The following is an 18225-nucleotide window of genomic DNA, read 5'->3' on the forward strand; positions in this document are numbered from 1 at the left end:
TAGAATTTAATTTTATGCACCGCGACGAACAAATATTTGAACTTATTCAAGCTGAAAAAGAGCGCCAACTTCATGGTATTGAACTTATTGCATCCGAAAATTTTGTAAGTAACCAAGTTATGGAAGCTGCGGGTTCTGTATTAACAAATAAATATGCTGAAGGCTATCCTGGTAAACGTTATTATGGAGGTTGTGAAGTTGTTGACGAAGTTGAGCAAATAGCTATTGATAGAGCAAAAGCGTTGTTTGGAGCTGCTTATGTAAATGTGCAACCACATTCTGGGAGTCAGGCAAATACAGCTGTGTTTTTTGCTTGCTTAAAACCAGGAGATACTATTTTAGGTTTCGATTTGTCTCATGGTGGACATTTAACTCATGGTTCTCCAGTAAATTTTTCTGGTAAATTATATAACCCGGTATTTTATGGCGTTAAAAAAGAAACGGGATTAATAGATTACGATCATGTTGCTGAAGTAGCAGAACGTGAAAAACCAAAGTTAATAATTGCAGGAGCTTCGGCATATTCTCGCGATATGGATTTTAAACGTTTTCGTAAAATAGCAGATTCTGTTGGTGCCATATTAGTTGCTGATATTTCACATCCTGCAGGATTAATTGCAAAAGGAATATTAAACGATCCGTTACCACATTGTCATATTGTAACAACAACAACGCATAAAACATTACGTGGTCCAAGAGGCGGAATGATTATGATGGGACAAGATTTTGACAACCCATTTGGTTTAAAATTAAAAAACGGAAACTTACGTAAAATGTCTGCTCTACTAAATTCAGCAGTTTTTCCAGGAAATCAAGGTGGACCATTAGAGCATATTATTGCTGCTAAAGCGATAGCTTTTGGTGAAGCATTAACCGATAACTTTTTGCATTATCAATTACAAGTAAAGCAAAACGCAAATTCTATGGCAAATGCTTTAGTAGGCAAAGGGTATCATATTATTTCTGGAGGAACAGATAATCATATGATGTTGATAGATTTAAGAAACAAAAACATATCTGGTAAAGATGCAGAACAAGCGCTTGTAAAAGCAGATATTACTGCAAACAAGAATATGGTGCCATTCGATGATAAATCACCATTTGTAACTTCTGGAATACGTTTAGGCGTTTCTGCGGTGACCACAAGAGGATTGAAGGAAGATGATATGGTTGCTATTGTGGAATTGGTTGATGAAGTTATTACTAATTTTGAAGATGTAGCAACTCTAGAAGCCGTAAAAAATAAAGTAAATATGATGATGAGGGACAAACCGTTGTTTGTTTAGTTTATCAAACTTGAAATATGAATATTAAAAAATCCTGCCATTGGCGGGATTTTTAATTTAATCATCTTCTGGAAAAGTAATATGCTGATAAGCTCCTATATCTGGAGAAGCTGTTCTGTTTACATTTAAAATATCTAATGGAACTTGTGTTGCAAATGTTCCTAAACCCATATTTACTGCAGCAGATTCAGCTCCAATGATTAGCATGTTCTGCTCTGTGTCTTTAAAATTAGGGTCTTCATTATAAATATTGCCTTCGTAATGATTGGTATCAGTCAAATTGTAATTTGGACCTGTAAAATTATCATTATTGTCTTCAAAGCGAATGAGGCAATTAGTGAATTTAAAATTGAAAACGACTGCATCATCTTCAATTTCATCCAATAAGATTTCAGGATTGTCATTTCCGTAGAGAATACAATTATTAAAATTCGCTTCCATAAGGTCAGCAATAGTTGCATTGTTTTCTTCATCTAAAACAAAATTGTTTATTAAAACAGCAGGTAATTGCCTGAAACCATTAGACCAATAGTTAGCAATAGTTGAATGTGTAAAATTATATTTTCCTCCAAATGTACCAGCAAATGATGATTGTCCAGCATTATTAATCACTACGTTCTCTCCAGCTATCGACGTGTTTCGCCCAAGAATACCAAAACTACTTGAATTATAGATTTGAGAATTTGTGATAGTTAATTTGTCATTTACTTCATCAGGATTTCCATCACATAAAACACCTACTAATGCGTTTTTTATAGTAGCATAATTAATATTATTATTGATACTACCGTCAAGTAACCATATCGTTCCCCATTGCCCGGGGACATTAGAGAAATTAGGTTCTAAACGGTCACCTTCAAAAATCACTTCATTTTCCAGTAACTCTTTATCTGTACTATAGCTTCCATTAACTTGTAATGAGGCACCATTAGATACAATTAAACCTGAGTTATCATGAAAATGTAAACGTGATCCAGCTTCAATGGTTAGTGTTTCTCCTGCTGGTACGGTCGCAAAACCATAAATAACATAGGGTTTTTCATTGGTGAAATTAAGCTCGCTAGTTAGTAGTTCTCGACCTTGTAAATCTGTTTCTACCAAGTCACCACCAATATTTAATGTCAAGGTTTCTATAACTTTGGTGGTATTATCTCTATCGGGATAAATAAATACAGCATCTTTTACAAGTGTCACAAGTTCAACTTCTTGCAGATTAGCACCTGTATCAAATTCTATTTGGTCGGTATATAGATAATTACCATCGGGATTTGGGAAGTTATTTATATCGATAGTAGTTTCTACGAAAATAAAAATACTGTCCTTAGCAAGAATTTGGATGTCGTTAAATTCTTTTCCTGCTAATCCATCAACGTTTAATCGGTATTCTGAATTTTGACCAAGCCTTAATTTTATAGAGGGTATGAGAATATCGTCATCACTTCTATTATAAACCTTTAAATTATAAGTGCTTGAGCCAATATTTGTAAAAATAGTATCTAGATATACTGAGTCTCTAGAGAATTCGAGTGAACCTGTACTGGCAGAAAATTCAAAATCTTTACGACATGAACTCCAAATAATTAGAAAAGCTAAGGTGAATAAAAAGTAAAAACTACGTTTCATTTTGTGGAATTAATTGAAAAGCTAAAAATATAACTTTTGAAAGAATGAATTAGTATACTTTTTAATTAATTATGTGAATTAGTGTTTTTTAAACTCAAAATTTTTACTTAGATAAGTTGAAAGATTATTGATTTTAAATTAACTGATTATTTTTTAGGTTTTATGGGGAGATAAAAGAAGTCTTAAAATTTAGTGAGACCGATTTAGCACCTTTTTAAGAAAAGTTTGATAATAGTTCTAAATTTGATTCTAATAAAGTAAAAAGGGACTATATTAAAAATCAGGCTGAATTTGTTTAATTTATAATTAAAAACACTCAGCCTGATTACAAATTGTTAAAAAGCAATAATAATTAAGCGGGGACTTCATCTTTGCTTCTTTTCTCAATAACCTTTTCAATTAAGTCTGGTACTTTCTCAAAAGCAGCGGCGAGACCATGAGTTTTACCAGCTTTAATAAAAGAAATTTGTTCATCTTTTGTTACCAAAAAACCAATAGGTTCTATACCAACACCAGCTCCTCCACCAGCACCTTGACCTTTTCGAGCTTTTGTTTTGGTTTCAACGCCTTCTCCGCCACCAGAACCAAATCCCATACCTACTTTAATTACTGGGACACATTTAAACTGCCCTAGTTCAAATTGTTCTCCAACAACGGTTTCTGTTTTAGCTTCAGTTTTAATGAAGTCTGTAATTTTGCCTAATAATTCTTCGAAATGTAAATCCATAATGTAATAATTTAAGAGTTAATGAATGATTTTAAAATATATATTGGTCTATTTTTAATATGTATGACCAATTGATTTATTTCTATAAAATTGATGTGAAAATTTCCATTGTTATAATTTAACAGAGCGAATAATGGATATAATTTGGCATTCAAAACATAATTCCCAGTATCAATATTTGCAAAAAAATGGGTCACTTTAAAGGTTTTTAATATTTTGAATATCTTGATAATGGACAAATGTTTTTTAGCTTTAGCTAAGCCCTTTTCTTTATCTTTTTTTTGTTTGTTCAAACGCTTTCTTTTTAATGGATAGATATAAAATTTGATAAAAAATATTTTTAATCCTACCCTAAAGACTTCCACATCATGACGCTCAAAATCCGCTTTAATCAATCCTTGTAATTCTATGTAGTATTGGTTCGATGTTGTATCTAAACATATAGTAATTGGTACTAGTAACAAAGACACTAAAAGCAATATAAATACTATTATGACTATAAAAAGAGCCATGATTAATTTTGCTTTAAAGTAACTACTACTAAGCGTGTAAAACAATGATATTGATCAACTTACAAATAGATATGATAAATATCATTGTTGCTGTTTGTTAAAAGGGGTAGCTTTATTTGATAATAAATTGATTCGAGGATTATCAATTATAGAGCCATTATAACTAAACCAAATCGGTAAATATTTATAAAGATGAAAGTACTTATATATAGTGCTAAAAAATTTGAAATTCCTTATTTGGAAAAGGCAAATAATAGAAAACACAAACTAACTTTTATTGATGATGCTTTATCATCTGAAACAGCTATGAAAGCTATTGGTTTTGATGGAATTTCTATATTTTCGGCTGATGATGCATCAGATTTGGTTATTGAAAAGCTAAAGGATTTTAAAATTAAGTTTATCTCATTGCGCTCAGTTGGTTACGATAATGTAAACTTAAATACTGCTTTAAGGTTAAACATAAAAGTGGCCAATGTACCATCTTACTCACCAAATGCCATAGCAGAGCATGCTGTAGCTTTATTATTAGCATTAAACCGAAAGCTAATTGAATCAAATGAACGTGCAAAAAAGCTAAATTTTGATTTAAACAACCTAACAGGTTTCGATTTAAATAATAAAACCATTGGGATTATTGGCACAGGTAGAATAGGTTCTATAATGGCTAAAATAATGTATGGTTTTGGTTGTAATTTGATTGGGTATGATATTGAAGAGAATAATGAATTAGTTGATAAGTATAATATGCGTTATATGCTTTTGGAAGATTTATGCAAAAGAGCTGATATTATTTCATTGCATGTGCCTTTAAACACCAATACGCATCACTTAATAGATGACAATTTAATTCAAAAAATGAAAGAGAATGTGATAATTATAAATACAGCCAGAGGAGCTGTTTTAAATACTGAACATGTTATTAATGGACTAAAAGAAAATATAATTGGAGCTTTAGGAATAGATGTATATGAAAATGAAAAGGGGCTATTTTTTAAAGACCATTCTTATGATTATCCTAATGATGATACCATAATTAAGTTAAATGCAATTCCCAATGTTTTAATTACGGGGCATCAAGCTTTTTTAACTGATGAAGCACTTACCAACATATCAGAAACCACTATTTATAATTTTGATTGCTGGAATGACAAAAAGACAACAGAAAATGAATTAAAAAATTCTTAAATATAAAAATCATCTGTTATAGCCATAAATGTCTTTCAAAGCCAGCTTTTCACCTTTTTCGTCTACTACATTTAAACTGTACCTTAAGTTTATTTTTGTACCGATGGGAGCGTAGTAATAAATAATCCAAGCATCATCTTCTTTAGTTCCAATACAACCATTAGAATAGGCTTTATTTAAGGTTATTGGATTAGTTGTTGGATGAATTAATTGTCCGTTTCTTAAGCCATTTATTTCAGTTTCAATAAAAGGAATTTGTGGTAGTTTGGTCACTTTTCCATCATCTCGTTTTGTGACGAAATATTGATGTCCATTTACGGGGTTGTAATAACTTGGATTGCGAACATGATTTATTATAGAACCATTACCTACTTCTGTTTTTAAATCTACAACTCTGTTTGCCATTTTAAGATATTTTTTTTCATTGCGTCCCACCCGTATTGGAAATTCATAGAGCTTTGAAGAACCTTCATAAATACGAAGTTTAAATTCTGGAATATTAATATCTATAGTAGTTTTATTAAATAGGGTTAGAAGTTTTACAGCCGTTGAGGAGTCAGGGATTTTTATTGAGAATCCTTTTGGTAGTACAATCATCTTCTTTTGATTAAACACAAATGAATCTTGCGCTTTCATTCTATAATAATCTGTGTTTTGAAGTATATCTATAATCCATGGGTTTGTTCTTACTAAAAAATGTTCGCTTAGTTTATAGGGTACTAAAGAATCATATTTTAGAACAACAGAGTCTAAAAATTGAAAATAGTTTTCAATTGTAATAGGCTTTTCAATTAATATCTTTTTATAATCTTGAGTTAAGGAAGAATTATTAGAAACAAATGATACTATATGGTGGTCAATATTTCCTGGACAGCAAAATTTAAGAACAACCAATAGAATTATTCCTAAAACCACTGAGTAATATATTTTAGGCTTCATCTTACAGGCTGTAATTTTGTTAATTTTTTAAAACCTCACTTAAAACAGTTTCTTTGTCCAGTTTTTTTGTGCAGAAAAACCAGTCTTCACAGGTTAATCCATTTTTGTTTGTCATACGTTCTTCAGCTACTCCACATGAACCTGCAGGAGAAATAATAACATCGTCCCCAGGGATCCAATCGGCAGGGGTTGCAACCCCAAATTTATCTGAAGTTTGCATTGCAATTAAAGCTCTGTATATTTCATCAAAATTTCTACCTAAACTCAAAGGGTAATAAATTAAAGCTCTAACAATGCCTTTGGGATCTATAAAAAATACGGCTCTTACAGCTTGTGTTTTGCTTTCACCTGGTTGAATCATACCGTATTTTTTGGCAATATCCATAGTAATATCTTCAATTAAAGGAAACTTGACATCTTCATTTTTAATCCCTTTAAATTCTATTTTTTCTCTAATTGTTCTTAACCAAGCAATATGACTATATAAACCATCAATTGAAAGTCCTAATAACTTACAGTTTGCCTTGTCAAACTTGTTTTCAAGGTGAGAAAAGGTTATAAATTCTGAAGTACAAACAGGTGTGAAATCTGCAGGGTGACTAAAGAGAATAACCCACTTACCTTTATAATCTTCAGGGAAATTAATATCCCCTTGTGTTGTTACTGCTTTAAATTCTGGTGCTTTATCGCCAATCCTTGGCAAGGACACCATTTTTTCTTGTTCATGTAATGTTTCCATGTGTTTTAATTTTTCCAGTAGCGCAACTCACATACGATTTCACCTTTTAATCTAAATTGTTTTTTTCGCCAAAAGGCGGATAACCAATTTTTGATAATAGTTGTTTTACCTCTTCAACATCTTCTTTGCTTTCATGTTCAAAGGTGACGGTCTCATATTGAAGTTTAATAGATATGTTAGAAATGCCTTTTATTGCAGAAAGCTTAGATATTATTGAAGTTTTACATCCTGAGCATTTTAGGTTTTGTATGTATAACGTAGTTTTCATAATATTTTATATTGAAATAAAGATATGATTCATTATAAAAATTAGAAATGATAATTATCAATCTTTCGAAAAATTATTGATAATATTTAAGAAAATTATTGACGCAATTTTAAGCAAACTATATTGCTTTATTTAAGTAATAATTAATAATATCAGCTGTAGAAACAATACCTACTAACTTGCCGTTCTCGAGAATTGGAACAGCGTGGAAGTGTTGAGTCGATAAAACTTTGGCAACATCTTCAACGCTTGCACTAGTAGTTAAATGAAAAGGTTTTTGAGTCATTATATCCTTAACTTTTAACTTTTTATAAACCGCATGGTCATCATTTATCCCAGCTCCAACAATATTATACATGAAATCTATTAGGCTAACCATTCCAACTAATTTTTCATTTTCTAAAACTGGAATATGATGATGCCATCTTTTTTTCTCATAAATATGTTTTACATCTAAAAGATTTTGCTCTGGAGAAACATAAATTACATCCTTAGTCATTACGAGTTTTATTGAATTAGATTTCATAACCTTACAATTAATATTTTTTCTATTAATAAACTTAAAATTAAAAAATTAATGCAAGTTGTAACATGATTAAAATCATGTTAAAATATCTTATTTGTTTATACATTTAGTATTAGTTTAAGTCAAATTATAGGGTTATGAAAACAAAAACAATCTTAGAGCTACTCACATTAAGTTCTAGTATTTATTATTTAGCAAAAGACACAAAATTTCTAGATAAAATAAGTGAGTTTTCAGAAAAAGGGAAAGATAATTTCAATAGTATTATGTCTGAATCTCAATTAGACGAAAATGGAAATGAATTAGAATTTGCAGATAAAATAATTTTGAAAACTCATGAATTAAAGGAAGAGTTAAATGAAAAAATACAAGAATTAATTGTTAAGTTTTATAAAAAAATAAATGTGGCACATTTGGATGAAATTAAATATCTAAATGAAAAACTTGAAAAACTAGACGCTACTGTTGCGCTATTAGAGGCTAGGTTAAATAAAATCGAAGCATAAGACTATGGGGATTATAACAGGTATTGGAAGGAATTTTAGGTCTATTTCTAGGTACAACCAGATACTTAAAGTTTTAATAAAATATGGCTTTGAAGATTTGGTAGAATATCTAGAGGAGAATAATCAATATTCTTTTATGCGAAAATTAATTCCTAAAGCTTCAAGAAAACATGCCCTTACCCATAGCAAATGGGCAAAAATGCGATTGGTGTGTGAAGAGCTAGGACCTACGTTTGTGAAATTTGGACAAATTTTAAGTAATAGACCAGATTTGGTTCCTTTAGAGTTAACTATTGAATTAGAAAAACTACATGACAATGTGCCGCCAATGCCAAAAAGTGTTGCTAAACGAGTTGTAGAAACAGAATTAAAAGATACAGTAGAAAACTTATTTGCTTGGTATGATCCAACACCTTTTGCATCGGCATCAATAGCGCAAGTACATCATGTAACTCTACACTCTGGTAAGCGTGTTGCTTTAAAAGTACAACGATCTGGCATTGATGAAGTTATTTTTGAAGACATTAAGGCCATGTACAAAATTGCATACGTTTTAGAAAGAAGAATTCCTTCTTTAAAAAGTTTTGACCCAAGAGGAATTGTTGAGAACTTTGAAGAATCAATACTAAAGGAAATTGATTTTATTAATGAATCTATTAACATTCAAAGGTTTTACAATAATCTAAAAAACGATAATACTTTAGATCAATTTGCCGAGGCTCCTAAAGTATATTCGGCTTTTACAACTTCAAAAGTTTTAGCTATGGAGTTTATTTCAGGAATTAAAATCAATCAAATTGATAAGTTAAAAGCCAAAAATATTGATACTGTAGTTCTTGCAAGAAGACTTACTATTAGCTATTTTAAACAGATTTTTGAATATGGATTCTTTCATGCAGATCCGCATCCAGGGAATTTATTGGTACTTCCTAATAGTCATATTTGTTATTTAGACTTTGGAATGATGGGAAGTATGTTACCGCGAGATATTTCAATTTTCGGAAAATTATTCGTAGCTATTACAAACAAGGATGTAAAAAATATAATTAAAACTTTACAACAGCTATCAAATAATGAACCTATTTCTAATATGAGAGATTTGGAGTTCGCTATAAATGAATTTGTTGAAAAATATTATGTGAGAGATATTCATGAAAATGAAATGAGTACAGTTTTATTAGAACTAAAGGATATTATTATTGCTCATGGATTAAAAGTTCCTACTTACTTTTTTCTTTTTGCGAGATCTTTAGTAACTGTTGAAGGTGTTATTAATAAACTAGATGCCAAATTGGAACAATTCGAAATAGCAAAGCCATATCTTAGAACAAGTGTAACGAAAAAATATAACCTTATAAAAATGGGTAAGAAAGTTGCAAATTCTGTTGTAGAACTTACAGATTATATGGAAGAATTTCCATCAGATTTAAAGAATGCTATACGTAAAATAAACTCTGGTCAGATAAAAGTAGACTTAACCCATAAGGGTATAGACCCTATGGTACATACATTACAAAGAATAACAAAACAACTTATTACTACTTTTATTATGGTAGCCTTAATAATTGGAGCTTCACTATTTATAATTTATGAAATACACCCACTTTGGAGGAGTATATCGATATTAGGAATTATAAGTTTTATTATAGCAGTAATTTTGGGGTTTGGAGTTGTAAATAATATAAAAAAAGGAGATTATGATTATTAATTTCCCAAAGTTATACGATGAATTTTAAATAAAAAAACACAATTTAAATTGTGTTTTTTTAGATTTATTTAAACGGTTAGGCTTTGGAAAATGCTTTTTTAAAATGATCAAAAGCTTCGGAGATTTCATTTTGAAAATGCTCTAGTTTTGTTTCTTCTTTTTTCTTTCCATACTTGCCTTTAAACCTATCAATAAAAGAATTGAAATCTTTTTTTCCTTTTTCAAAAGTGTCTTTAGCTTCTCTTTTATCTCTAGTATACTTTTGTTCTAAAATCTCTAACTGAATTTTAAATTGTTCTATTTCAATAAGTGTTAATGCATACATCCTATTTAAAGTTTCATTCGTTTTTATTTTAACTTCAATATCATGTATTATTAAAAGTATTTGCTTTTTTTGTTTTTTAAAGATTTCTTTAGTCTCGGCTTTACCTAATGCCAATTGTACACGTAGCTCATCAAACTTTGTGTTAAGTTCTACTATTTTTTCTTTAATATCTTTTATTTTAAACTCACTATCATGTATAAATAGATTAAATTTCTTTTTAACCTCTTCATACTTATCTTGAGCATCTGCTTTTCCTAAGGCAGCTTTTACTTGAAATTCTTCTAATTCTACAGCTGTTTTTCTAAGTGCTCCTATAACTTTATCAACAAATTGAATATCCTGAGTATTTTTCATGACTAATAGATTTTTTATAATACTAAATGTATAAACAAAACTTAGATTACTAAATGACGACCATCAGTTTTTAAAAAACCTTAAAATATTTTCCCAATTATAGCCATAAGCATAAAACACCCCTAAAACAGCATTAACACTTCTATCAGCTAGTTGTGTTAGGTTTTAGACTTATTCTTCCAAAGCTTTTATAGCTCCAATATGAGCAGCTCCTCGCATACCACCTCCAGATAATACCAAACCTAAATTCATGTGCTTATAAATAATATTGAAAAGATAATTGCAATCCATTGATTTTACAATGATATACATCAGTAGCTATATGATTTTAATCATTTTATATGTAACTGTGATGTCATAAATTTAAAATTATAATATCTGCTAAATGCTGAAATTAGTTAAAATAGAGTCGTTTTTTATAGAAATTGGTGAGCTTACTTATTTTGCTCGAAGGTTTTTTAAAGAATTATTTAATAAACCTTTCGAGTTTAAAGAGTTATTAAGGCAATGTTATAGTATAGGCAATAAATCTTTACTACTAGTAGGAGTTACGGGATTCATAATAGGTTTAGTAATAACCTTACAAACCCGACCAACATTAGAAGAATTTGGAGCAGAATCTTGGATGCCTTCTATGGTGAGTATTTCTATTATTAGAGAGATTGGCCCCGTAATAATAGCTTTAACTTTTGCTGGACGTATTGCTTCTGGTATAGGTGCCGAATTAGGTTCTATGCGAGTAACAGAGCAAATTGATGCTATGGAAGTATCTGGTACCAATCCCTTTAAATATTTAGTGGTTACAAGAATTTTAGCAGCAACACTCATGCTACCCATATTAGTCATTTTAGGCGATGCTATTGCCCTTTATGGTTCTTATATTATTGAAAACATAAAAGGAGAAGTATCATTTCAATTATACTTTAACAAAGTGTTTAATGCGCTAGAGTTTGGAGACATCATTCCTGCAACCATTAAAACCTATTTCTTCGGATTTGCTATCGGACTTGTTGGATGCTTTAAGGGGTATTACTGTGAAAAAGGAACTGTAGGTGTGGGATTGGCAGCAAATTCGGCAGTTGTGTTTTCATCCATGTTATTATTTATAATCGACTTTATTGCTGTATTTGTAACCGATATATTTTTTGAAATTTAAAAGATGAAACAAACGCAAAACATACAAGAAAGAGCAGATACGGTAATCTCGAAAAAGTTAATGCTTGACATTAAAGATTTAAAAAAGGCCTTTGGAAATAACCATGTTTTAAACGGATTTAATTTAGAACTTTTTGAAGGTGAAAATTTGGTTATAATGGGTAAATCAGGCTCAGGGAAGTCAGTTATGATAAAATGTTTGGTTGGTTTAATGGAAGCAGACTCCGGGAGTATAAAAGTAATGGGTAAGGATATTACCATATTAAACCGTATAGATTTAGATGAATTGCGTACCGAAATCGGGTTTTTATTTCAAGGAAGTGCTTTATATGATTCCATGACGGTAAGGGAAAATTTAGAGTTTCCTTTGAGACGACACAAACACAAATTTGGAACTATTACCGATACGACCCAATTGGTTATTGAAGCCTTAGAAAGTGTTGGATTAGCTGATGCCATAGATTTAATGCCCGCCGAACTTTCTGGAGGTATGCAAAGGCGCGTTGCACTAGCTAGGACATTAATACTTAAACCTAAAATAATTTTATATGATGAGCCTACAAGTGGATTAGACCCCATAACAGCAAAAGAAATCATTGAGCTTATGAGACATATTCAAAGACAGTATCAAACATCATCGCTTATTATAACACATGATGTAGATTGTGCTCGGGTTGTATCAGAACGTATGATTTTGTTGATAGATGGTATTAACTATGCTGAAGGCACTTTTGCAGAATTAAAGGCATCTACAGATGAAAAGATAAAAGCATTTTTTAAATAAAATATAGTAATCATGAAAAAAACAACTAACGAAAAACTAAAATTAGGAATTTTTGTTATTATAGGGTTATTCATTTTTATAGTAGCCATATATTTTATTGGTCAACGCCAAAATATATTTGCTAAAACCTTTTCAATTAGCACCAATTTTAATAATGTTAATGGGTTAATAAATGGTAACAATGTACGTTATTCTGGTATTAATGTTGGCACAGTAAAGTCCATAACTATGGTTAACGATTCTACAATAAATGTAGTTATGCTAATAGAGGAAAAAATGATAAATCATATTAAAAAGGATGCAATTGCAACTATAGGGACAGATGGATTGGTAGGAAATATGATTGTAAACATTATTCCTGGTAATGGAGTTAATGGGGCTATTTCATCTGGAGATATTATCAAGTCCTATACAAAAATTGGAACTTCAGATATGCTAAATACCTTAAGTGTTACCAATGAAAATGCTGCTTTATTAACAGCTAAATTATTAAAAATAGCAGATGCTATGGCAGATAGTAAAGGCACATTTGGAATGCTTATAAACGATACTATTGTGTCTAACAATCTTAAACTAACTGTAAATCAGTTAAGAATTATGAGTATTGAAGCATCAAAATCGATGAAAGAGTTAAACAGTATTATTTCTTCAATAAACTTTAATGAAAGTATTGCAGGTACTTTATTAAATGATTCTTTGCAATCTCTAAAAATGAAAAACATTATTACTAATTTGGAAAACTCCACAAATGAAATTACAGATGTTATTACTAATATGAATGCAACAATTGCTAACGTGAAAGAAGGTGAGGGTGCCCTAAATTACCTTTCAAATGATGCTGAATTTGTTGAAAGCCTTAAAGAAACCATTAAAAATATTAATGAAGGTACAGATAAGTTCAACCAGAACATGGAAGCTTTTAAGCATAATTTTTTAACGCGAGGTTATTTTAGAAAACTTGAACGTAAACAACTAAAAGAAGAAAGAAAACAACAAGATTAAGCAGGGTTGTTTTTATCCGCCGCCTTAATGAAAGACAAAATTAATCACTTAAAATTGCTGGAATAACATTTTCCCATTGCCTTTTAGATTCTGCTTTACGGAGATTGTGAACAGTTACTTTTCTGGTATATTTATCCATTATCATTTGCGCCTTAAAAAAGCACAGGGTAGATTCTGCACCTTGATTAATGTTTACATGTGTATCTTCCAATCCATCATAAGATGCACCGTTTTCAGGATTATACATAATTTGATTAAGGTGGTTGTTGCCTAAAAACCAGCTAAAAGCAATTTCCAGCTGATTCTTAAATCTCGTTTTACCAGTTATTCTATAAAATAAATCCAGAGTAATAATCGTGGTAACCACTTCTATAGGTTGTTCGCCATGAAATTCACGTTCATTCTTTTTTTTAAACCACCCTCTGTTTGAGATGACTTTTATTTGCCGCTTCATAAAATATTGAGACATTAAAAAATCAAAAGTAATTTCTCCTATTTTTTTATAATCCTCATTTTTAGTTATCAGGTAACTGTACATCATAGCCTCTGGCAATATATTATTGGCATAAGTCATGTAATCCTCATACCAATGCCAGCCTTCTTCATAATTCACTTTATAATGTTGCAAAAGCTTATTTGCCAAATTGTCTACTTTACTTTTTATTAATATTTCTTGGTATGCTGCATAATAATGGCAGAGTCCTTTAATAGTATATGCTATGGCTCTAGGGGAATTAATATCATCTATTCTATCTATAATTTTATTCCAACATTTTTTTGCACGATTAATTAAACCTGATGGCAAAATCTCTTGATGTCCTATAACATAACCTAAACTCCAAATAGCCCTGCCATTGGCATCTTCAAGATTAGTTTCTGTATTTTGTTTTGTTAGCTGTAGCTCATGGTTCATGTAATTGTCAAACCAACCGTCCTTTCTTTGTATATTTTCTATAAACTCTAAATAGATATTTGCATAGTTAAGCACATAGTTTTTTCCATATAAATTATAATGCATAACCATATTTATTAAAGCCCTAGCATTATCATCTAAAGTATAGCCAGAATTTATGTCTGGTTCACTAAAATTTGAAAATTGTAGTATACCATGATCGGTGGTTAGTTTTTTAATATGATCTAGTTTAATTGGGGGTAAATTAAATCTTAAGTCTTCTATGCGCTCTGTTAGTTTACCAAAAAGCAACCCGTATTTTATTGCCACATTTTCCCAAGTTGTAAATCGAATGTTCGCAAAAGCATTTTTGGCCATGTTAACACGCTTATCTTTGTTTTCTATGAGATTCAATATTTTTTGCTCAAGCTCATTACTATCTCCAAAGTTTTCCAACAATACGCCATTTCCGTTTTTCAAAGTTTCTACCGCATGAGGTATGGGGTTTGAAATTACGGCACAACCACAACTCAATGAATATACCAATGTGCCACTAACAGCTTGGTTAGGGTCTTTGGAGGTAAATAAATAGATGTCTGATAGTGTTAAATATTCAAGTAGTTGCTTTAATTCTAAATACTTATCGATGAAGATTATATGGTCTTGAATCTTGAGTTTCTTCGTAATTTCCAATAGCCGATTTCGGTAAACTTCACCTTCTCTTTTAATGATTTCGGGATGTGTTTTACCAATAACCAAATAAACCACATTTGGATGTTTTTTTACAATATCTTTTAAAGCATATAAAGCGGTTTCTATATTTTTATTTTCACTAAGCAGACCAAAAGTAGACAGCACAATTTTATCTTGGTATTCATATTTAATTTTTAATGATTTTTTATGCTCCCAAAGCACAGTATGGGTGCCGTGAGGTATAATTCTAACTTTGTGTTGTGAACATTTGTAGTCTTCTACAAGTAATTTTTTAGATTTTTTAGTAAGTGCAATGAGTCTATCTGAAAGTGTTTCGATGGTTTGAATGACTTTTTTCCGTTTTTCATCCGGGTTTGGCAATACGGTATGGAAAACCGTTATAACTGGTTTATTCAATGCTAGCAGGAATGCTAACAAATAATCTCCCAGTACCCCACCATACAAACCAAACTCGTGTTGAACACAAACTAAACCTATATCATTTCTTTCATTTATTTTTTCAGCAATTAATCGATAATTTTCTAGAATAGAGGTAAACAATATATAGGAGACTTCTTCTCCATATGATAGGGCAGGTTCTTGATTTTGCAATGCGCAGACTTCTATGGGTAGTGTACTCCCAAACATATTACCGATGGCATTTACAGTATCATTAGAAAAAGTTGCTATACCACACTTTCTTGGTGGATACGATCCAACAATTAACATTTTCATTCCTCTTTCTAAAAATTTCATAGCATTTCTTTCTAAGGTTGTTTTCTTAATTCTCGTAATAGTCTATTTAAACTCATTTTTACAACACCCGTGTACATATCGGCAGCACCATAATAGATATATAAATCGTCTCCAAATATGGCATGTCCCATAGGGAAAACGACATTATCAACGATACCATGTTTTTCCCATTTTTTTGTTGGAGAAAATAAAGGATAGGGTAACCTTGCTATTTCTATTTCTGGTTTATCATGTTGCAATAGTGCTGCTTTGGCATGATATGTTCTACCTTTTGTAGTTTCTTGAACCCCGTGATAAATTAACAACCAACCGAATTCAGTTTCTATTGGAGGGCCACCTGCACCAATATAATTAACTTCGAAAATACCCTTGGGGTCTAAAACTATATAATCTGTTAAATTCTTGATGTAATCTTCCCAAAAGGTTTTCGTTAAATCTTTCCAATCATCAAAATAAACGATTTGAATCCCTGGCCAAATACGGTGCAACATGGCAAACTTGCCGTTTATTTTTCTGGGAAACAACACAATATCCTTGTCTCTTAAAAGCCTGAATTTTTCATCTACTAATCCAATTTCGGCAAAAAGGCGAAAGTAATGATGGTATTTAGGGTTTAACCCTTTTTTATCACAACATTTCACTAGTTCTTCATACTCATTATAATTGAGTTGCGGGGTTATAATACCTTGTTTTTCAAAATGCACTAAATCTTTCGAAGTTGCTAAAGCTCCCAAGGTATTTATACCATCATAAGCCGTATAAAGTATATAATAAGTATCATCAATTTTTGTGATTCTTGCATCCTCTACACCGTGTTTTTCATACTCTAATTCTCGCGTTATTATAGGATAATTATAGCGCTCTTTTATTTTGTATGGGCCATCTGTTTTTGCATATCCAATGGTAGAAAGATTACCATGTTGCACTGCTCTGTAAAGTATATGTACAGTATTGCCTTCTTGATAAATACCTGGATTAAAGACACCATCGTTTTCGAATTCATTTTCTGTAGGCCCCAAAAGAATTCCATATTTTTCTAATCCTTTCATTTGTTTATTTATTTTTGAATCTGTTTCCTTGATACTATAAAATCAGCTTAAAAATACATTAGAAGAAGGGTATTGAAAATGATATCAATCAGTTAGACTAATGTTTTTTTTGATTTTGATAACTCAATCAATATGCTAATTCATTTTTGGAGTTATTTGCGTTTGCATTCTGAAGTTTAATTTTAGTGCTATGTTTATTAAACGCAAGTAGGGGCATCTCTACAGTGGCTTCCATACTCTTCACTATATCTTTGCGAATAATATTAGAAAAACTCCAATCATGATCACGCTCTAACATGGCCAACATACTTGCTTTTTCATTATTTAAAACACTTAACAATCCTGATTTAATATTGGTTGAAGCAATGGTTTTAAATGTTATTTCTGGATATGAGACTTTTTGTAAAAGTGTGTCTTTAAACTGTTTCATATATTTTTTAGCAGGGTATTCATCTGTTTTATAAACATGTATAACTTCTATAAGTGCTGAAAATGGTTTAGCAATTTCTGTAAGTTTTTGTATTGATAAAATATCATCTTCTTCAAAATCTGTAGCATAAACAATTGTGGAAATTGTATCATAAATTAAACTATTTGGAACTATTAATAAAGGCGTTTCAATGGTATTTAATAATGTATTTGCAATATTCCCAGAAAAATAACCTCTTGCGCTATGGCGATCTTTCATGCCTATAATAATTAAATCTGGACCTAGTGTTTTTGAAAGATCCATAATGCCCTGTGAAACAGAACTATTTTCAATAATATGTGTAGTAACAGGTTTTTGATGAAATTCATTTTTAAGGTTGGTTTTACAGTAGGTATCTACTAACTCTATTTGTTCTTCCTGCATCCTTTTTTTAAGAAATTCTAAAGGTTGTATGGTAGAAAATGCAATAGGAGGGAACTCATATACATGTAAAATATGTAAATCGGCATTCATAATACAACTAAAGCGATAAGCATACTTTAATGAAGAAGCATCATTTTTAGTGCAATCTGTAGCATATATTATTGTTTTCATAACGAGCGTTTTGTATTATTTTATTAAATGATTGGGTTTGTTTTTCATAAATAGAATAAATTACCAATGTAACTGTTCTTTAAAATGTAAATGGCTTCATATTTCTTTAAACAATAAACCGTTATAATTATCAAAAAATCATTTTAAGAAAAGCATCTCCAAGGAAGTT

General features: G+C 30.7%; 18 protein-coding genes. 7 read left to right on the forward strand and 11 right to left on the reverse strand.

Translation table 11 applies throughout. The annotated features are described in order from the left end of the window. Positions 1–14: 14 nt before the first annotated feature. Positions 15–1286 carry a serine hydroxymethyltransferase gene (gene glyA, locus AC2D6V_RS12050; RefSeq protein ID WP_484648448.1) on the forward strand — a complete coding sequence of 424 codons (1272 nt, stop codon included), beginning with the start codon at positions 15–17 and terminating at the stop codon, positions 1284–1286. Between the two features lie 57 nt (positions 1287–1343). Here glyA and AC2D6V_RS12055 read toward each other — a convergent pair whose 3' ends face one another. The 3 genes from AC2D6V_RS12055 to AC2D6V_RS12065 all read right to left on the reverse strand — a co-directional run bounded on the left by AC2D6V_RS12055 (position 1344) and on the right by AC2D6V_RS12065 (position 4148). Further along, the gene (locus tag AC2D6V_RS12055; RefSeq protein ID WP_484648449.1) at positions 1344–2909 is read right to left on the reverse strand and encodes a hypothetical protein; all 1566 of its coding nucleotides are present in this window, start codon (positions 2907–2909) and stop codon (positions 1344–1346) included. 352 nt (positions 2910–3261) lie between these two features. Then, entirely contained in the window at positions 3262–3636 is a 375-nt protein-coding gene (locus AC2D6V_RS12060; protein WP_484648450.1) for a GerW family sporulation protein, read from the reverse strand. Between the two features lie 11 nt (positions 3637–3647). After that, complete coding sequence (locus tag AC2D6V_RS12065; protein WP_484648451.1) at positions 3648–4148, reverse strand: hypothetical protein; 501 nt, start codon at positions 4146–4148, stop codon at positions 3648–3650. A 192-nt stretch (positions 4149–4340) separates the two neighbouring features. Here AC2D6V_RS12065 and AC2D6V_RS12070 point away from each other — a divergent pair, with 192 nt between their 5' ends. Then, a complete protein-coding gene (locus AC2D6V_RS12070; RefSeq protein WP_484648452.1) occupies positions 4341–5336 on the forward strand; it encodes a 2-hydroxyacid dehydrogenase in 996 nt (331 codons plus the stop codon). Positions 5337–5345: 9 nt separating this feature from the next. On the opposite strand, the gene AC2D6V_RS12075 is transcribed toward AC2D6V_RS12070, so the two are convergent. From AC2D6V_RS12075 to AC2D6V_RS12090, 4 genes are all read right to left on the reverse strand, one after another. Continuing rightward, positions 5346–6275 carry a L,D-transpeptidase gene (locus AC2D6V_RS12075; protein WP_484648453.1) on the reverse strand — a complete coding sequence of 310 codons (930 nt, stop codon included), beginning with the start codon at positions 6273–6275 and terminating at the stop codon, positions 5346–5348. Positions 6276–6294: 19 nt separating this feature from the next. Next, positions 6295–7014 carry a peroxiredoxin gene (locus tag AC2D6V_RS12080; protein WP_484648454.1) on the reverse strand — a complete coding sequence of 240 codons (720 nt, stop codon included), beginning with the start codon at positions 7012–7014 and terminating at the stop codon, positions 6295–6297. 46 nt (positions 7015–7060) lie between these two features. Further along, entirely contained in the window at positions 7061–7282 is a 222-nt protein-coding gene (locus tag AC2D6V_RS12085) for a heavy-metal-associated domain-containing protein (RefSeq protein ID WP_484648455.1), read from the reverse strand. Positions 7283–7400: 118 nt separating this feature from the next. Further along, complete coding sequence (locus tag AC2D6V_RS12090; protein WP_484648456.1) at positions 7401–7808, reverse strand: CBS domain-containing protein; 408 nt, start codon at positions 7806–7808, stop codon at positions 7401–7403. A 137-nt stretch (positions 7809–7945) separates the two neighbouring features. Between AC2D6V_RS12090 and AC2D6V_RS12095 the strand changes: the two genes are divergently transcribed. Both AC2D6V_RS12095 and AC2D6V_RS12100 read left to right on the forward strand, forming a co-directional pair. Further along, positions 7946–8314, forward strand: a complete 369-nt coding sequence (locus AC2D6V_RS12095; RefSeq protein ID WP_484648457.1) for a hypothetical protein — start codon at positions 7946–7948, stop codon at positions 8312–8314. 4 nt (positions 8315–8318) lie between these two features. Continuing rightward, positions 8319–10022: an ABC1 kinase family protein gene (locus AC2D6V_RS12100; protein WP_484648458.1), complete on the forward strand. Its 1704-nt coding sequence runs from the start codon at positions 8319–8321 to the stop codon at positions 10020–10022. 76 nt (positions 10023–10098) lie between these two features. On the opposite strand, the gene AC2D6V_RS12105 is transcribed toward AC2D6V_RS12100, so the two are convergent. Beyond that, positions 10099–10701, reverse strand: coding sequence for a hypothetical protein (locus tag AC2D6V_RS12105; protein ID WP_484648459.1), 603 nt, complete (start codon positions 10699–10701; stop codon positions 10099–10101). A 385-nt stretch (positions 10702–11086) separates the two neighbouring features. Between AC2D6V_RS12105 and AC2D6V_RS12110 the strand changes: the two genes are divergently transcribed. From AC2D6V_RS12110 to AC2D6V_RS12120, 3 genes are read left to right on the forward strand one after another with little or no spacing between them, the layout of a single operon-like run. Beyond that, positions 11087–11857, forward strand: coding sequence for an MlaE family ABC transporter permease (locus AC2D6V_RS12110; protein ID WP_484648460.1), 771 nt, complete (start codon positions 11087–11089; stop codon positions 11855–11857). A gap of 60 nt (positions 11858–11917) precedes the next feature. After that, complete coding sequence (locus AC2D6V_RS12115) at positions 11918–12640, forward strand: ABC transporter ATP-binding protein (protein WP_484648833.1); 723 nt, start codon at positions 11918–11920, stop codon at positions 12638–12640. Positions 12641–12652: 12 nt separating this feature from the next. After that, complete coding sequence (locus tag AC2D6V_RS12120; protein WP_484648461.1) at positions 12653–13642, forward strand: MlaD family protein; 990 nt, start codon at positions 12653–12655, stop codon at positions 13640–13642. Between the two features lie 40 nt (positions 13643–13682). Here AC2D6V_RS12120 and AC2D6V_RS12125 read toward each other — a convergent pair whose 3' ends face one another. From AC2D6V_RS12125 to AC2D6V_RS12135, 3 genes are all read right to left on the reverse strand, one after another. After that, positions 13683–15983, reverse strand: coding sequence for a glycosyltransferase (locus AC2D6V_RS12125; RefSeq protein ID WP_484648462.1), 2301 nt, complete (start codon positions 15981–15983; stop codon positions 13683–13685). Between the two features lie 11 nt (positions 15984–15994). After that, entirely contained in the window at positions 15995–17032 is a 1038-nt protein-coding gene (locus AC2D6V_RS12130; RefSeq protein ID WP_484648463.1) for a glycoside hydrolase family 130 protein, read from the reverse strand. A gap of 127 nt (positions 17033–17159) precedes the next feature. Further along, complete coding sequence (locus tag AC2D6V_RS12135) at positions 17160–18056, reverse strand: universal stress protein (protein WP_484648464.1); 897 nt, start codon at positions 18054–18056, stop codon at positions 17160–17162. Between the last annotated feature and the right edge of the window lie 169 nt (positions 18057–18225).

This window comes from Algibacter sp. YIN40, assembly GCF_057219435.1.

What these genes read in the sequence shown, in the direction of transcription:
- AC2D6V_RS12090 (WP_484648456.1), bottom strand. Translation starts at nt 7,808, where the DNA reads ATGAAATCTAATTCAATAAAACTCGTAATGACTAAGGATGTAATTTAT.
- AC2D6V_RS12135 (WP_484648464.1), bottom strand. Translation starts at nt 18,056, where the DNA reads ATGAAAACAATAATATATGCTACAGATTGCACTAAAAATGATGCTTCT.
- AC2D6V_RS12060 (WP_484648450.1), bottom strand. Translation starts at nt 3,636, where the DNA reads ATGGATTTACATTTCGAAGAATTATTAGGCAAAATTACAGACTTCATT.
- AC2D6V_RS12080 (WP_484648454.1), bottom strand. Translation starts at nt 7,014, where the DNA reads ATGGAAACATTACATGAACAAGAAAAAATGGTGTCCTTGCCAAGGATT.
- AC2D6V_RS12070 (WP_484648452.1), top strand. Translation starts at nt 4,341, where the DNA reads ATGAAAGTACTTATATATAGTGCTAAAAAATTTGAAATTCCTTATTTG.
- AC2D6V_RS12120 (WP_484648461.1), top strand. Translation starts at nt 12,653, where the DNA reads ATGAAAAAAACAACTAACGAAAAACTAAAATTAGGAATTTTTGTTATT.
- AC2D6V_RS12085 (WP_484648455.1), bottom strand. Translation starts at nt 7,282, where the DNA reads ATGAAAACTACGTTATACATACAAAACCTAAAATGCTCAGGATGTAAA.
- AC2D6V_RS12125 (WP_484648462.1), bottom strand. Translation starts at nt 15,983, where the DNA reads ATGAAATTTTTAGAAAGAGGAATGAAAATGTTAATTGTTGGATCGTAT.
- AC2D6V_RS12130 (WP_484648463.1), bottom strand. Translation starts at nt 17,032, where the DNA reads ATGAAAGGATTAGAAAAATATGGAATTCTTTTGGGGCCTACAGAAAAT.
- AC2D6V_RS12105 (WP_484648459.1), bottom strand. Translation starts at nt 10,701, where the DNA reads ATGAAAAATACTCAGGATATTCAATTTGTTGATAAAGTTATAGGAGCA.
- AC2D6V_RS12115 (WP_484648833.1), top strand. Translation starts at nt 11,918, where the DNA reads ATGCTTGACATTAAAGATTTAAAAAAGGCCTTTGGAAATAACCATGTT.
- AC2D6V_RS12055 (WP_484648449.1), bottom strand. Translation starts at nt 2,909, where the DNA reads ATGAAACGTAGTTTTTACTTTTTATTCACCTTAGCTTTTCTAATTATT.
- AC2D6V_RS12095 (WP_484648457.1), top strand. Translation starts at nt 7,946, where the DNA reads ATGAAAACAAAAACAATCTTAGAGCTACTCACATTAAGTTCTAGTATT.
- glyA (WP_484648448.1), top strand. Translation starts at nt 15, where the DNA reads ATGCACCGCGACGAACAAATATTTGAACTTATTCAAGCTGAAAAAGAG.
- AC2D6V_RS12100 (WP_484648458.1), top strand. Translation starts at nt 8,319, where the DNA reads ATGGGGATTATAACAGGTATTGGAAGGAATTTTAGGTCTATTTCTAGG.
- AC2D6V_RS12075 (WP_484648453.1), bottom strand. Translation starts at nt 6,275, where the DNA reads ATGAAGCCTAAAATATATTACTCAGTGGTTTTAGGAATAATTCTATTG.
- AC2D6V_RS12065 (WP_484648451.1), bottom strand. Translation starts at nt 4,148, where the DNA reads ATGGCTCTTTTTATAGTCATAATAGTATTTATATTGCTTTTAGTGTCT.
- AC2D6V_RS12110 (WP_484648460.1), top strand. Translation starts at nt 11,087, where the DNA reads ATGCTGAAATTAGTTAAAATAGAGTCGTTTTTTATAGAAATTGGTGAG.